The organism is Streptomyces sp. NPDC006458 (genome assembly GCF_040612135.1).
Taxonomy (GTDB): Bacteria; Actinomycetota; Actinomycetes; order Streptomycetales; family Streptomycetaceae; genus Streptomyces.
Genome location: NZ_JBEXPR010000002.1, coordinates 265,049 through 278,562 on the forward strand (window position 1 = coordinate 265,049; position 13,514 = coordinate 278,562).

At 71.9% G+C, this 13,514-nt stretch carries 13 protein-coding genes, 2 tRNA genes and 1 pseudogene; 9 read left to right on the forward strand and 7 right to left on the reverse strand.

The window, feature by feature from the left end:
* The first annotated feature begins 6 nt into the window (after positions 1 to 6).
* The 3 genes from ABZZ79_RS04440 (at position 7) to ABZZ79_RS04450 (ending at position 2,675) form a co-directional block, all read left to right on the forward strand.
* Positions 7 to 80: transfer RNA gene (locus ABZZ79_RS04440), tRNA-Met, on the forward strand.
* A gap of 228 nt (positions 81 to 308) precedes the next feature.
* On the forward strand, positions 309 to 2,135 hold the full coding sequence (locus ABZZ79_RS04445; protein WP_356686354.1) for a tetratricopeptide repeat protein: 1,827 nt from the start codon (positions 309 to 311) through the stop codon (positions 2,133 to 2,135).
* 466 nt (positions 2,136 to 2,601) lie between these two features.
* A tRNA-Met gene (locus ABZZ79_RS04450) sits at positions 2,602 to 2,675 on the forward strand.
* A 151-nt stretch (positions 2,676 to 2,826) separates the two neighbouring features.
* Here ABZZ79_RS04450 and ABZZ79_RS04455 read toward each other — a convergent pair.
* A complete protein-coding gene (locus ABZZ79_RS04455; protein ID WP_356686356.1) occupies positions 2,827 to 3,243 on the reverse strand; it encodes a Fur family transcriptional regulator in 417 nt (138 codons plus the stop codon).
* 143 nt (positions 3,244 to 3,386) lie between these two features.
* Between ABZZ79_RS04455 and ABZZ79_RS04460 the strand changes: the two are divergent.
* A pseudogene (locus tag ABZZ79_RS04460) lies at positions 3,387 to 4,131 on the forward strand (catalase).
* Between the two features lie 85 nt (positions 4,132 to 4,216).
* Here ABZZ79_RS04460 and ABZZ79_RS04465 read toward each other — a convergent pair.
* Together ABZZ79_RS04465 and hisN are read right to left on the reverse strand one after the other, a co-directional pair.
* Positions 4,217 to 4,609 (reverse strand): CBS domain-containing protein, encoded by a 393-nt coding sequence (locus tag ABZZ79_RS04465; RefSeq protein WP_356686358.1) that lies wholly within the window; start codon positions 4,607 to 4,609, stop codon positions 4,217 to 4,219.
* Positions 4,610 to 4,758: 149 nt separating this feature from the next.
* Positions 4,759 to 5,559, reverse strand: coding sequence for a histidinol-phosphatase (gene hisN, locus ABZZ79_RS04470; protein ID WP_356686360.1), 801 nt, complete (start codon positions 5,557 to 5,559; stop codon positions 4,759 to 4,761).
* Between the two features lie 547 nt (positions 5,560 to 6,106).
* Between hisN and ABZZ79_RS04475 the strand changes: the two genes are divergently transcribed.
* A complete protein-coding gene (locus tag ABZZ79_RS04475) occupies positions 6,107 to 6,769 on the forward strand; it encodes a TetR/AcrR family transcriptional regulator (protein ID WP_356686671.1) in 663 nt (220 codons plus the stop codon).
* Here ABZZ79_RS04475 and ABZZ79_RS04480 read toward each other — a convergent pair.
* From ABZZ79_RS04480 to aroA, 3 genes are all read right to left on the reverse strand, one after another.
* Positions 6,735 to 7,058, reverse strand: a complete 324-nt coding sequence (locus tag ABZZ79_RS04480; RefSeq protein ID WP_356686362.1) for a multidrug efflux SMR transporter — start codon at positions 7,056 to 7,058, stop codon at positions 6,735 to 6,737. The genes ABZZ79_RS04475 and ABZZ79_RS04480 overlap by 35 nt on opposite strands.
* Before the next feature lie 165 nt (positions 7,059 to 7,223).
* Positions 7,224 to 8,234, reverse strand: coding sequence for a ribosome small subunit-dependent GTPase A (gene rsgA / locus ABZZ79_RS04485; protein WP_356686364.1), 1,011 nt, complete (start codon positions 8,232 to 8,234; stop codon positions 7,224 to 7,226).
* Between the two features lie 17 nt (positions 8,235 to 8,251).
* Positions 8,252 to 9,568 carry a 3-phosphoshikimate 1-carboxyvinyltransferase gene (gene aroA, locus ABZZ79_RS04490; protein WP_356686366.1) on the reverse strand — a complete coding sequence of 439 codons (1,317 nt, stop codon included), beginning with the start codon at positions 9,566 to 9,568 and terminating at the stop codon, positions 8,252 to 8,254.
* 253 nt (positions 9,569 to 9,821) lie between these two features.
* Here aroA and ABZZ79_RS04495 point away from each other — a divergent pair, with 253 nt between their 5' ends.
* Both ABZZ79_RS04495 and ABZZ79_RS04500 read left to right on the forward strand, forming a co-directional pair.
* On the forward strand, positions 9,822 to 10,253 hold the full coding sequence (locus tag ABZZ79_RS04495) for a peptidase inhibitor family I36 protein (protein WP_356686368.1): 432 nt from the start codon (positions 9,822 to 9,824) through the stop codon (positions 10,251 to 10,253).
* 39 nt (positions 10,254 to 10,292) lie between these two features.
* Entirely contained in the window at positions 10,293 to 11,171 is an 879-nt protein-coding gene (locus tag ABZZ79_RS04500; RefSeq protein WP_356686370.1) for a hypothetical protein, read from the forward strand.
* 36 nt (positions 11,172 to 11,207) lie between these two features.
* Here the strand turns inward: ABZZ79_RS04500 and ABZZ79_RS04505 are convergent, their stop codons facing one another.
* Complete coding sequence (locus tag ABZZ79_RS04505; RefSeq protein ID WP_356686371.1) at positions 11,208 to 11,921, reverse strand: M50 family metallopeptidase; 714 nt, start codon at positions 11,919 to 11,921, stop codon at positions 11,208 to 11,210.
* A 50-nt stretch (positions 11,922 to 11,971) separates the two neighbouring features.
* Between ABZZ79_RS04505 and ABZZ79_RS04510 the strand changes: the two genes are divergently transcribed.
* Together ABZZ79_RS04510 and ABZZ79_RS04515 are read left to right on the forward strand one after the other, a co-directional pair.
* Positions 11,972 to 12,787 carry an SOS response-associated peptidase gene (locus tag ABZZ79_RS04510; protein ID WP_356686373.1) on the forward strand — a complete coding sequence of 272 codons (816 nt, stop codon included), beginning with the start codon at positions 11,972 to 11,974 and terminating at the stop codon, positions 12,785 to 12,787.
* A 1-nt stretch (position 12,788) separates the two neighbouring features.
* Positions 12,789 to 13,418 (forward strand): alpha/beta family hydrolase, encoded by a 630-nt coding sequence (locus tag ABZZ79_RS04515; RefSeq protein ID WP_356686375.1) that lies wholly within the window; start codon positions 12,789 to 12,791, stop codon positions 13,416 to 13,418.
* Positions 13,419 to 13,514: the final 96 nt, after the last annotated feature.

The following is a 13,514-nucleotide window of genomic DNA, read 5'->3' on the forward strand; positions in this document are numbered from 1 at the left end:
CAACGGCGCGGGGTGGAGCAGCTCGGTAGCTCGCTGGGCTCATAACCCAGAGGTCGCAGGTTCAAATCCTGTCCCCGCTACTCAAGTCGACGGCACGCCGTTCGACAGGCGAAGGCCCGGATCCGAAACAGGATCCGGGCCTTCGTGGTGTGCGAACGCATGTGCCGACGCCGGGGATCGTCGCGCCGCCGTGGGGAGTTGGGGGAACTGTGTTTGACTTGTCTCTCTGTGGGCATGTCGACAAAACGCTGAAGTGACCTCACGGGCTGCGATATACCGGGTGTACCCAGGTTGCAGGTGGTGCGACGATGGACGTTATGGGGGACAAGGCAACTCTGTTGGAGACAGGGCGATTTGTGCAGCCTTCCGGCCGCGTGGAACCCAGCCCAGAACGGGACGAAACGGGCGAAGCGGCGGAGGGGGCGCAGCATCTGATCGCCGCCGAGGCCGGCGACGTCGAGGCCATGAGCGTCCTCGGAGCCATGCTGCTGCGCCGCGGTGATCTCGACGGAGCCGAGCCTCATCTGCGTGCCGCCACCGCCGCCGGCGACCGGGCCGCGGCCAACAACCTCGGTGTCCTGCTGCACCAGCGCGGCTACGCCGACGAGGCCGCCGGATGGTGGCGGATCGCCGCCGTCGCCGGGTCCGCGCCCGCCGCGCACGCGCTCGGCCGGCATCACCGTGAGCGCGGGGACGAACCCGCCGCCGAGTACTGGCTGCGCCAGGCCGCCGAGCAGGACCACGCCCTGGGCGCCTACGCGCTCGCCGACCTGCTGGAGCACCGCGGTGACGCCGGTGCCGAGCGGTGGCTGCGGGCTGCCGCGGAGCGCGGGCACCGGGAGGCGGCGTACCGCCTGGCCAGGGCACTCGACCGCAAGGGGACACCCGAGGGGGAGGCCGGGCCGGACGACGGTGTCATGGCGGGGGTCTCCGAGGACGCCGAGCAGTGGTACCGGCAGGCCGCCGCGCGCGGACACCGGCGGGCCGCGCTCCAGCTCGGCGCGATCCTCGAACGGCGCGGTGAGCTGAAGGAGGCGGGGCGCTGGTATCTGACCTCCGCCAAGGACGGCGAGGCGCGGGCCGCGTGCGCGCTGGGCTTCCTGCTGCGCGACGCCGGGGACACCGAGAGCGCCGCCGTGTGGTGGCTGCGCGCCGCGCAGGACGGCGACGGCAACGCGGCGAACGCGCTGGGCGCGCTGCACGCCGAGCGCGGTGAGCCGCAGACGGCCGAGCGCTGGTACCGGGCCGCGATGGACGCGGGCGATGTGAACGGGGCGTACAACCTCGGGCTGCTCTGCGCCGAGCAGAACCGCGTCCCGCAGGCCGAGCAGTGGTACCGGCGCGCCGCCTACGCCGGGCACCGGGAGGCCGCCAACGCGCTGGCCGTTCTGCTGCTGCAGGGCAGCGACCCGACAGGCGCGGAGCCGTGGTTCTCCAAGGCCGCGGAGGCCGGGAGCGTGGACGCCGCGTTCAACCTCGGCATCCTCTACGCCGGGCGGGGCGAGGACGTGACGGCGCTGCGCTGGTACGAGCGGGCGGCGGCCGCCGGGCACACCGAGGCCGCGCTCCAGGTCGGGATCGCGCGGCTGCGCGACGGCGAGGAGCAGGAGGCCGAACGTCATCTGCGGTGTGCCGCCGGCGGGGGCAGCGCGGAGGGTGCCTATCGGCTGGCCGCGCTGCTGGACGCTCGTCGGCCGCCCGTGTCCGCGCACGAGCTCGGGGAGCCGGTGCGGGAGCGTTCGGAGTGCGAGGAGTGGTACGAGCGGGCTGCCTCCCAGGGGCATCGGCGCGCCCAGGTGCGGGTCGGGATGCTGGCGGCGGCGCGGGGCGATGTCGTCGAGGCGGCGCGGTGGTACCGGTGCGCGGCGGAGGCCGGGTCTCGGAACGGGGCGTTCAATCTCGGGTTGCTGCTGGCGCGGGAGGGCAGTGAGCCCGAGGCCGCGGTGTGGTGGACCCGGGCGGCGGATGCGGGGCATGGGCGGGCGGCGCTGCGGTTGGCCCTCGTCTACGCACGTCGGGGTGAGCTTGCGGAAGGGCAGCGGTGGGCCGACCGGGCGGTGTCGCTCGGGCCCGCGGAGGTCGCGGAGCGGGCGGCGCGGCTGCGGGACGCTCTGCGTGAGGAGTTGTCGGCGTAGCCGGGGCGTTTCGGCTGAAGCGGGGGTCGGTGTGCAGCTCGGCGCGTCGAGGTGCCGCCGCGCCCACCCGTGCCGCCCCTAGCGGCACGCCTGCCCGCGGCTGGGGTGCCCTGAGGGGCGTGGGGGGCTGCGCGATCAGTCCGATACTGCCCGCACGTGCGCAGGGCGGCAGGCGTGCTCGCGGGCGGGGGCAGCGGCGGCGGCTCGCGTGCCGCAGCGGGGGAGGGGCGTGGGGAACACCGCGACCGGTCACGGCTGGCACCTGCCCATCGCGCGCGGTGCGCACGTCCGTGGTGGCGACGCGCGTCCCGCGGCTGGGTGCCCTGAGGGGCGCGGGGGGCTGCGTGATCAGTTCGGGGAGGCCGGTGCGCGACCTCCGGCGTCGGGGGCTGCGGTCCCCCTCGCACACCCCCAAGGAATGGATTTGCTTCCGTACGCGTCCCTGACGTAATGTTGCATTCATCGACGCGGGGTGGAGCAGCTCGGTAGCTCGCTGGGCTCATAACCCAGAGGTCGCAGGTTCAAATCCTGTCCCCGCTACTGAAGGCCGAGGGCCGGAATCCGAAAGGGTTCCGGCCCTCGGTGTTTGCTGAGCCGGTGCGCGATGTACGCACATGGAAAAGCGGCATGAGAAAGGCCCCCGACGCCGGGGGCCTTCTTCATGCGGTGAGTGTGGCGAATGTGGCGAGTGTCACGCCTTGGCGCAGTCCGGGCACACACCCCGGTAGGTGACCTCGACGTCCGAGACCGTGAAGCCGAAGCGCTCGGTGTCGGGGAGGTCGGCCAGTGGGTTGCCGGAGGGGTGGACGTCCCGGATCGCGCCGCACCGGGCGCAGACCAGGTGGTGGTGCGGACGGTGCGCGTTGGGGTCGTACCGCTTGGCGCGTCGGTCGGTCGAGACCTCCAGCACCTCACCGAGGGTGACCAGCTCGCCCAGCGTGTTGTAGACGGTCGCCCGGGAGATCTCCGGCAGTCGCGTGACCGCGCGCGCATGGACCTCGTCGGCCGTCAGATGGACGTGCTCGCCGTCCAGGACCTCGGCCACGACACGACGCTGCGCGGTCATCCGCCATCCGCGTCCGCGCAGCCGCTCAAGAAGGTCGCTCATGGCATCAGCCTAACAGCTAGAGGGACCAGGTCGCGACCTGGTGTGAACTTAGAACTCTGCTTGAGTTGGACTTAGTCCAATGTGGGATCGGTAATGGCTTGGCCGAAGGGCAGGACAAGCACGACATGGCGCAGGAGACCCATGTGACCCAGGGACCGCTTACGACCGAGGCCGGCGCCCCGGTGGCCGACAACCGGAACAGCGAGACCGCCGGTGTCGGCGGCCCGGTTCTGGTCCAGGACCAGCTCCTGCTGGAGAAGCGCGCCCACTTCAACCGCGAGCGCATCCCCGAGTGGGTCGTGCACGCCCGCGGGCAGGCTGGAGCTCAACCGCAATCCGCGCAGCGTCTTCGCCGAGGTCGAGCAGAGCGTCTTCTCGCCCGCGCACTTCGTGCCGGGCATCGGCCCGTCGCCCGATAAGATGCTCCAGGGGCGGCTGTTCGCGTATGGCGACGCGCACCGCTACCGCGTCGGCATCAACGCCGACCACCTGCCGGTGAACCGTCCGCACGCCACCGAGGCGCGTACCGACTCCCGTGACGGCCATCTGTACGACGGCCGGCACGGCGGCGCGAAGAACTACGAGTCGAACAGCTTCGGCGGCCCGCGGCGGACCGGCCGTCCGCTGTGGCGGTCAATCCCGGTGACCGGCGCCACGGGCGACCATCCGGCTCCCGTGCACGCCGAGGACGACGACTTCGTCCAGGCGGGCACGCTCTACCGGCTGATGGCCGGGGAGGAGCGGGAGCGGCTGGTCGCGAACCTGGCGGGGGCGATGGCCGGCGTCGGGCGCGACGACATCGTCGAGCGGGCGATCGGCAACTTCCGCCGGGCGGACGAGGACTTCGGCAAGCGGCTTCGGGCCGCGGTCGTGGCCCTGCGCGGCTGACCCCGGCACCGGATCGTCCGTCTTGGCGCGGGCCGGACCTCCCCGCGGAGGTCCGGCCCGTTGTCGTACGGGCGGACGGGCCGGGTCAGGCGGGCACCTGCTGCCGCGCCGGTACCCAGCAGCGGATGATGTCGCGGACCGAGACGATGCCGGCCGGTCCGCCCTGGTCGAGCACGATCAGATGGCGGAAGCCGCCGTGCGTCATGGCCCGGGCCGCCTCCTCCAGGGTCCAGGACGGCGCGGCGAAGACGACGTCGGTGGTGGTGTGGTCGTGGGCGCGTTCCGTGTCCGGGTTCTGGCCCAGGCCGAGGGAGTTGAGGATGTCGCGTTCGGTGAGGATGCCGATGCCGCCGGCGTCGGGGTCGAGGACCACGGCCGCGCCCACCCGGCGGGCGGACATGAGGGCAGCGGCCTGACGAAGGGTGTGGTTGGGGCCGATGGTGAGGACCATCGTGCTCATGGCGTCACGGACGAGCATGGGCTTGAGCCACCTCCTGGAGTTTCCCGCCCCTTGTTCATCGATTCACAAGTTCACAAGTGGGGGGACTTTCAGGGTGGCAGGTCAAGAACGGGTCAACAAGGGGGCGCACGCGGCCGTTTGAGGGCGCGTGACGGATATTCCGCTTCTCATCCGCGCGGGTTGAGATACCCCAGCAGTTCGTCGTGCAGCAGACCGTTCGACGCGGCCGCGTTGCCGCTGTGCGGGCCGGGGCGGCCGTCGAGACCGGTGAAGGTGCCGCCGGCCTCCGTCACCACGATCGCGTTGGCCGCCATGTCCCAGAGCGACAGTTCCGGTTCCGCGCAGATGTCCACCGAACCCTCGGCGACCATCATGTACGGCCAGAAGTCGCCGTACGCGCGCGTGCGCCAGACCTCGCGGGTGAGGTCCAGGAAGCCGCCCAGCCGGCCCTGCTCCTCCCAGCCGGAGAGCGAGGAGTACGCGAAGGAGGCGTCCGCGAGGCCGGAGACGCCCGAGACATGGATGCGGGTGGCCGAGGACAGGCTGCGGCCGGTGTACGCGCCGTGGCCCTTCGCGGCCCACCAGCGGCGGCCGAGGGCCGGGGCGGAGACCAGGCCGACGACCGGCTGGTAGCCGCCCTCGGCAGCCTCCATCAGCGAGATCAGGGTCGCCCAGACGGGGACGCCGCGTACGTAGTTCTTCGTGCCGTCGATCGGGTCGATCACCCAGCGGCGGGGACCCGTGCCCTCCAGGCCGTACTCCTCGCCGAGGATGGCGTCCCTCGGGCGGGCGCGCTGCAACTGGCCGCGGATCAGCTCCTCGGCCGCCTTGTCCGCCTCGCTCACCGGAGTCATGTCCGGCTTGGTCTCGACCTTCAGGTCGAGTGCCTTGAAGCGGTCCATCGTCGTCGCGTCTGCCGCGTCCGCGAGGACGTGGGCGAGGCGGAGGTCGTCGAGGTAATCGGCCATGTGGGGAACGGTATCCGGCCTGGTGGACCCGGGGCCACCGGGGCCGGAGTGTGGACACGGGCCGGGTGGGCGGAGCCGGGGGTGGGGCGGGGCGGTGCGCAGCTCGGCGCGTCGAGGTGCCGCCGCGCCCACCCGTGCCGCCCTTAGCGGCACGTGTGCCCGCGGCCAGGGCGTTGCGCAGCCCGCGGCGACGGCGACGCGTACGCCCGCGGTGGCGACGTGCCTGTCCCGCGGCCAGGGGGGCGGGGGACTGCGCGACCGCCCACCGCGGCGGTGGGCGGAGCCGGGGGTGGGCGGGGGCGGTGTGCAGCTCGGCGCGTCGAGGTGCCGCCGCGCCCACCCGTGCCGCCCTTAGCGGCACGTATGCCCGCGGCCAGGGGCGGCACGTATGCCCGCGGCCAGGGGCGGCGACGTGTACTCCCGCGGCGGCCGTCGGCAGCGGGTGTCCGGGAGGCGGCCGCGTGCGCCGCACCCCGCCCGCACCCCTTGACAGTCTCGGCGAGCGCGTCAAATCTGGGCGCAGAGGTGTGGCCCCCGGGAGGCGATGATGCCGACGGCGCGGGAATCTTTGCTGGATGCTGCCTATACGGCGTTGACGCGGCGGGCGTGGTCCGCGGTGCGGATGGTGGACGTGGCGGCCTCGGCCGGGGTGTCCCGGCAGACCCTCTACAACGAGTTCGGGAGCAAGGACGGGCTCGCCCGCGCGCTGGTGCGGCGTGAGGCGGACGGGTATCTGGCCGGGGTCGAGCGGGCGCTCGCCGCGTTCCCCGACGCCGGCGAGAAGCTGACCGCGGCCGCCGAGTGGACCACCGCGACCGCTCGCGACAACGTGCTCGTGCGGGCCCTGCTGACCGGCTGCTGGAACGAGCGGCTGCCCGCGCCCGTGCTCACCGCGGTGCAGTCCTCCTCGGCCGCGCCCGCGCAGCGCCGCGCGGACGGGCCGCTGCCCTCGCCCGGGGACTTCGTGACGCTCGTACGGGACCGGGCACTCGCCGCGCTCGCCGGGCCCGGCCCGGGGAGCACCCGGCAGGAGGCCGCCGACCTGGCCCGCTCCTGCGAGGTGGCCGTACGGCTCGCCCTGTCCTGTGTCTCCGCCCCGCCCGGCGAGGGCGGCGTCGCGGACCTCGTCCGCGGGGCCCTGCCCGCCCGGCCGCCCGCTGCGACCGGCGTCGGCCTCAGTGCGCCGAGCCCGACAGCTGGAGCCCGATGACCCCGCAGATGACGAGCCCGATGGACACGATCTTCAGTGTGGAGACCACGTCACCGAGGAAGGCCATGCCGTAGATCGCCGTGCCCGCCGCGCCGATACCGGTCCACACCGCGTACGCCGGGCCCACGTCGAGCTTGCGCAGGGACAGTGTGAGCAGGCCGAAACTGCCCAGCGCGAAGATCGCGAAGGCGATGGTGGGCCAGAGTCTGGAGAACCCGTGCGACAGCTTCAGGCAGACGGCGAAGCCGGTTTCGAGCAGCCCCGCCACGATGACCAGCAGCCACGCCATGTGCTGTTCCTCCCGTAACTCCACGCTCTGCGACGCTCTGTGACCGCTTGTCAGCCGGCCGTCGGATCGGCCGGCAGACCGATTGTCAGGCTTTACTCGCTCTTGGGGTCCGGCTTTTGCGATTATGCCCTTACCGGACTCGCGTGGAGTCAAACAACGCGGGAGTCAGTCACCTTCCCTGCGCTCGCGCGTCGCCAGCAGCCGACGCAGCGAGTACAGCCGCGCCGGGTCGGCATGGCCCTCGGCCACCCAGGCGTCCAGCGCGCAGTCCTGCTCGTCGTGACTGCACGCGCGCGGACAGCCCTCGGTGCCGGGCACCAGGTCCGGGAAGGCGTGGATGACCCGCGACGGGTCGATGTGCGCCAGCCCGAAGGACCGTACGCCCGGGGTGTCGACCACCCAGCCGTCCGCCCCGTACAGCGGCAGCGCCAGCGCCGACGTCGTGGTGTGCCGGCCGCGGCCCGTCACCGCGTTCACATGACCGGTCAGACGGCGGCGGTCCTGCGGGACCAGTGCGTTGACCAGGGTCGTCTTGCCGACGCCGGAGTGGCCCACGAACGCCGTGATCTTTCCGGCCAGATGCTCGCGCACCCGGTCCGCCGCGCCGCCGCTCTCCAGTTCCTCTCGGCTGGTGACGACGAACGGGATGTCGAGCGCGCCGTACAGCTCCAGCAGCTCGTCCGGCGGGGCGAGGTCCGACTTGGTCATCACCAGCAGCGGGGTCAGACCGCCGTCGAACGCCGCGACCAGGCAGCGGTCGATCAGCCGGGGGCGCGGCTCGGGGTCGGCGAGGGCGGTGACGATGGCGAGCTGGTCGGCGTTGGCCACCACCACCCGCTCGTAGGGGTCGTCGTCGTCGGCGGTGCGGCGCAGCACCGAGTCGCGCTCCTCGATGCGGACGATCCGCGCGAGGGTGTCCTTCTTGCCCGACAGGTCGCCCACCAGGGCGACCCGGTCGCCGACCACGGCGGCCTTGCGGCCGAGTTCACGGGCCTTCATGGCGATCACGGGCTGTTCGTCGACGAGGCAGGTCAGCCTGCCCCGGTCGACGGTGAGGACCATGCCCTCGGCGGCGTCCTCGTGCTTGGGCCGGATGTTCGACCGCGGCCGGTTCCCCTTGCGGTTGGGGCGCTGGCGGATGTCGTCCTCGTCGGTGTGCTTGCCGTAGCGGCGCATGGTGGTTCCCCGCGTCCCTACGCCCCGAGCATCCCGGTCCACAGGTCGGGGAAGTCCGGCAGTGTCTTGGCCGTCGTCGCCACGTTCTCGATCTGTACGCCCTCGACCGCCAGGCCGATGATCGCTCCGGCTGTCGCCATGCGGTGGTCCTCGTAGGTGTGGAAGACGCCGCCGTGCAGTCGGCGGGGTCGGATGTGCAGTCCGTCGGCGGTCTCGGTGACGTCGCCGCCGAGCTCGTTGATCTCCTTGGTGAGCGCGGCCAAGCGGTCGGTCTCGTGTAGCCGCAGGTGCGCCACGCCGCGCAGGGTGGAGGGGGAGTCCGCGAGGGCCGCGACCGCCGCGATGCCCGGGGTCAGCTCGCCGACCTCGCCGAGGTCCACGTCGATGCCGTGCACGGCACCCGAACCGGTGAGCACCAGGCCGTACTCGGTCAGCTCGCAGGAGCCGCCCATCTCGGTGAAGATCTCCCGCAGCCGGTCACCCGGCTGGGTGGTACGGGTCGGCCAGTCCGGGATCAGCACCTTGCCGCCGGTCACCAGGGCCGCCGCCAGGAACGGCTGGGCGTTGGACAGGTCCGGCTCGATCACCAGGTCGCGGCCGAGCAGCGCGCCCGGCGTGACCCGCCAGACGTTCGGCTCGCCCCCGGACTCGGGGGTGTCCACCTGGGCGCCGACCGAGCGCAGCATGTCCACCGTCATCCGGATGTGCGGCATCGACGGCAGCGTGGAGCCGGTGTGCCGGACCTCGACGCCCTGGTTGAAGCGCGGGGCGGACAGCAGCAGGGCGCTGACGAACTGCGAGGACGAGGAGGCGTCGATCTCCACCGGGCCGCCGTCCAGGGCGCCGCTGCCGTGCACGGTGAGGGGCAGCGCGCCGCGGCCGTCGTCGTCGATCCGGGCGCCGAGCACGCGCAGGGCGTCGATGACGCCGTTCAGGGGGCGCTCGTAGGAGCGGGGGTCGCCGTCGAAGCGGACGGGGCCGTCGGCGAGCGCCGCGACCGGCGGCAGGAACCGCATGACCGTGCCGGCGTTGCCGACGTCGACCGTGGCGGGGCCGTGCAGCGCGGCGGGGATGACCCGCCAGAACTCGCCGGTGCCGTCCGGGCCCACGCCCTCCTCGATGCCCACGCCCATCGTGCGCAGCGCGCCGGCCATCAGCAGGGTGTCGCGGGAGCGCAGCGGGCGGCGCAGCCAGCCGGGTTCGCTCGCCAGGGCGGCGAGCACGAGTGCGCGGTTGGTGACCGACTTGGACCCCGGCACGTGGACCGTCGCGTCGACGGCTCCGCTCGCGTGCGGGGCGGGCCAGAGTGCGGTGTGGGCGGGGTTCACGGTCATGGGCCCCACTTTAGTGGCTGGCGACGGGGGGAGATCTTGATCGATAACGGCGAAACCTCGATGAAACCGGGCATCGCCACATGTTGTGCATATATGCGGGCCGCGCGAGACGGGCCATGCATAAACTGCTGTTGAATGTCAAATTAATTCGCAACACCGACTATGGATGACAATAGAGAAAGTCACTTTCCCGTTCATCTCGGCGTCGCTAAGATCAACTTCGCGTGAATTTCGAGATCGGAGCTGATCTGCTGTGTTTTCATTCCGACGTCCCCTGATTGCAGCCCTCCCCGTCCTCGCGGCGGCGGCCACCGTGCTGCCCGTCTCGACCGAGGCGAACGCCTATTCGGGAACGACCTGTGACGCCCTCTACAACTGTCTGCGGCTGTTCTACAACAGCAACCGGCAGGGTTCGTACACGTACTTCGTCCGGGACAACGTGCCCGATTTCGCCCCCTACAAGTTCCTGACCGGCGGTGCCGGTCAGGGGCAGGGCATCAAGAACAACGCCGCCAGCGCGGACAACGACACGTCCGTCGACGCCACGATCTACTACAACAGCAACTACGTCGGCGCCTGCGACACCCTGTCCGACTTCGCCATCGCGGACCAGCTGCACTACACGTACAACGAGAACGCGTCCTTCCGCTGGGGCTACACGCGCCCCGACTGCTACCGGTTCTGATCTCCGAAAATCGGCACACCGCGTAAAGGAGAGCTCGTCATGCGGGCATTCTTGATCCGACTGACGGTGGCGGGCCTCCTCCTCGGTGCGGCGACCGGCTGCGCGGACTCCGGCCCCGCCGCCACCCGCCCTGACCCCGCCGGACCCGCCCCCTCGGCGGCGGCCCGGCTGGCGTCGGAGCAGTTCACCTTCCGGCTGCCCATCGCGGCGTACAGCTACAGCCTGGACGACGAGATCGCGATCGACGCCGCGAAGAAGGCGCTGACCGATTCGTGCCTGGCCGGCTTCGGCATGGACTACCGATGGCCCGAACCCGTTCGGGGAGCGCCCCGGGCGGACCGCAGATACGGCATTTCCAGTGCCGTCGACGCCCGTTCCTACGGGTATCACCTGCCCCCGGACGGACCGCCTCCCGGCGCGGAGGTGAGCGAGGAAATCGCGCGGGTCCTGTACGGAAGTGAGCCGGGGCAGCAATTCGCGGGCAAGGCCGTTCCGGAGAACGGCTGCCGGGGCAAGGCCGTCGCCGATCTGGAGGCGAAGTTCATCCGTTCCCCCGGAGCCGAAGTGGCGCGCGAAATTTCCGTCAGCAGCTATGAGCGGGCGAAGAAGGACTCACGGCTCGTCGGAGCCACCCAGAAATGGTCGGCCTGTATGAGCCGAAAGGGCTTCGAATACGCCACACCGATCGACGCGTCCACCGGTTTCTCGCTCAAGGACGAGAAGCCCTCGGAAAAGGAGATCGCCACCGCCGTGGCCGACATCTCCTGCAAGGGGGAGAGTGGCCTGCTCGGTATCTGGTTCACCGCTGAGTCGGACGTACAGAAATCGATGATCCGCGCGCACCGGAAAGTCCTCGACGGCCTCCGTGAGAGCCATGCCGTCAACGTCCATACCGCCCGCGCCATCGCGTCCCGGTAGAGCTGAACGGGGCCGTCCGCCCGCTCGCACCCCGCGTCACAGCGCCAGCAGCCAGCGTCCGCCGCCTATCAGGGAGCACAGCGACACCGCGTGGAAGAGGAACAGCCACAGCCCCGCCGGCGCGTGCGTCAGCCGGGCGAGCTGGTCGGCGTCCGAGTCGCCCGCGCCTCCCCGGCGGCGCTTGGCCTGGAGCTCGAACGCCGGGCGTACGCCGCCCAGCAGCAGGAACCACACCACCGCGTACGCGAACGCCGCCTGCACCTGGGGCCCGGCCAGCCAGGACACCAGCAGGAAGGTTCCGCCGGTCAGTACCACGGTGAGCGCCCCGTAGGCGTTGCGGATCATCACCAGCACGGCCAGCAGCAGCGCCGTGGCCAGCCACAGCAGCAGCGTGACGCGGCCCGCGGCGAGCAGTGCCGCTCCGCCCAGGCCCAGCAGCGGGGGAGCCGTGTAGCCGGCCGCCGCCGTGAGGATCATGCCGATGCCGTGCGCCTTGCCGCGGCTGACGGTCAGGCCGCTGGTGTCCGAGTGCAGACGTATACCGGTCAGGGTGCGGCCGGTGAGCAGCGCGACCAGGCCGTGGCCGCCCTCGTGGGCGATGGTGATCGCGTTGCGGGCGATGCGCCACGGGCCCGGCGGGACGACCACCGCGGCGGCGGCGACCAGGGTCGCGATCACCACCCACAGATCCGGGTCGGACTGGGTGCCGACGAGCTCGTCCCACAGAGAGGTCGCTGTACTGCTGTCCATGTCCCCGGGTCGCTCCCTGTCCTGGTACGGAGTCTGGCAGTGTGGCACGTATGTGCGGACGGTATGCGGCCAGTCGTAGGCCCGAGGACCTCGCGGGGGTCTTCGAGATCGAGAAGTGGGAACCCGAGGAGACTCTGGAGCCCGACTACAACGTGGCGCCCACCAAGGAGGTCTACGCCGTCCTGGACCGTCCCCTGAAGGACGCGGACGACCGCCGTCCGGTTCGCCAGCTGCGCAAGCTGAAGTGGGGGCTCGTGCCGTCCTGGGCCAAGACGCCCGAGGGTGCGGCCCGGATGATCAACGCACGCGCGGAGACCGTGCACGAGAAGCCCTCCTACCGCCGTGCCTTCACCGCCCGGCGCTGCATCCTGCCCGCCGACGGCTACTACGAGTGGGTCACCGGCAAGCAGGAGCGCGACCTGGAGGTGGAGGGGAAGAAGAAGCGCCCGCGCAAGCAGCCGTACTTCGTGCTGCCCGCCGACGGCTCCGTCTTCGCCATGGCCGGGCTGTACGAGTTCTGGCGGGACGGCACCCTGCCCGACGACCACCCGCGGGCCTGGTGGGTGACCTGCTCGGTGATCACCACCGAGGCCGAGACGACCCCGCTGGCCGTCGCGCCCGCCGAGGGCCCGCACGCGCTCGCCGAGATCCATCCGCGCATGCCGCTGATGCTCACCCCGGACCGCTGGGACGCCTGGCTGGACCCCGCCGCCACGGACCCCGACGGCCTGCGCGAGCTGCTCGTGCCCCCGCCGGCCGGCCTGATGCGCGCCTACCCGGTGACCACGGCCGTCAGCAACGTCCGCAACAACGGGCCGGAGCTGCTGAAGGAGCTGGAGGGCCCCGAAGAGGGCACACTCTTCTGACGTGACCACCGAGACCATCAGCACGGAGGCGGGGGACGCCCGGATCACCTGGCACCCCGCGGCACAGCCCCGCCTCGTCCTCGCCGTCAGCCACGGCGCCGGCGGCGGCATCGAGGCCCGGGACCTCCAGGCCCTCGCGCACACCCTCCCCGGGCACGGGGTGAGCGTCGCCCTCGTCGAACAGCCCTGGCGGGTCGCGGGCAGGAAGGTCGCCACCGCGCCGAAGACGCTGGACGTCGGCTGGCGCGGCATCTGGCCCGCGGTGAGCGCACCCGGCCTGCCCGTCGTCTCCGGTGGCCGCTCCGCCGGCGCCCGCGTCGCCTGCCGCACGGCCACCGAACTCGGCGCGCTCGCCGTCCTCGCGCTCAGCTTCCCGCTGCACCCGCCGGGCAAGCCCGAGAGCTCCCGCGCCGCCGAACTGCTCGGGGCCGGCGTGCCCACGCTCGTCGTTCAGGGCGGCAACGACCCCTTCGGCAGACCTGAGGAGTTCCCCGAGGGCACTCATCGACTGGTCGAGGTGCCCTACGGCGATCACGGCCTCGCCGTGCCCAAGCGGGCGCCGCTGACCCAGCAGGACGCCCTCGCCGTCGTCACCGGGGCGGTCGTCGAGTGGGCCGGGGCACTCGGCTGAACTCCCGGGAATGCGGAGCGCCACAGCTCTGTTGACGCGGACAGAAGTGCCGGGCGTCCCGGCATTCGAGACCGTCGTAGGAGAGGAAGTCCGCCG

Bases quoted from the DNA above. Each gene is read 5' to 3' on its own strand.
- ABZZ79_RS04445 (WP_356686354.1), top strand. From the start codon at position 309: ATGGACGTTATGGGGGACAAGGCAACTCTGTTGGAGACAGGGCGATTT.
- rsgA (WP_356686364.1), bottom strand. From the start codon at position 8,234: ATGCGCCGCTACGGCAAGCACACCGACGAGGACGACATCCGCCAGCGC.
- ABZZ79_RS04505 (WP_356686371.1), bottom strand. From the start codon at position 11,921: ATGGACAGCAGTACAGCGACCTCTCTGTGGGACGAGCTCGTCGGCACC.
- hisN (WP_356686360.1), bottom strand. From the start codon at position 5,559: ATGGCCGATTACCTCGACGACCTCCGCCTCGCCCACGTCCTCGCGGAC.
- ABZZ79_RS04500 (WP_356686370.1), top strand. From the start codon at position 10,293: ATGCGGGCATTCTTGATCCGACTGACGGTGGCGGGCCTCCTCCTCGGT.
- ABZZ79_RS04510 (WP_356686373.1), top strand. From the start codon at position 11,972: ATGTGCGGACGGTATGCGGCCAGTCGTAGGCCCGAGGACCTCGCGGGG.
- ABZZ79_RS04480 (WP_356686362.1), bottom strand. From the start codon at position 7,058: ATGGCGTGGCTGCTGGTCATCGTGGCGGGGCTGCTCGAAACCGGCTTC.
- ABZZ79_RS04455 (WP_356686356.1), bottom strand. From the start codon at position 3,243: ATGAGCGACCTTCTTGAGCGGCTGCGCGGACGCGGATGGCGGATGACC.
- ABZZ79_RS04465 (WP_356686358.1), bottom strand. From the start codon at position 4,609: ATGCTCGTCCGTGACGCCATGAGCACGATGGTCCTCACCATCGGCCCC.
- aroA (WP_356686366.1), bottom strand. From the start codon at position 9,568: ATGACCGTGAACCCCGCCCACACCGCACTCTGGCCCGCCCCGCACGCG.
- ABZZ79_RS04475 (WP_356686671.1), top strand. From the start codon at position 6,107: ATGCCGACGGCGCGGGAATCTTTGCTGGATGCTGCCTATACGGCGTTG.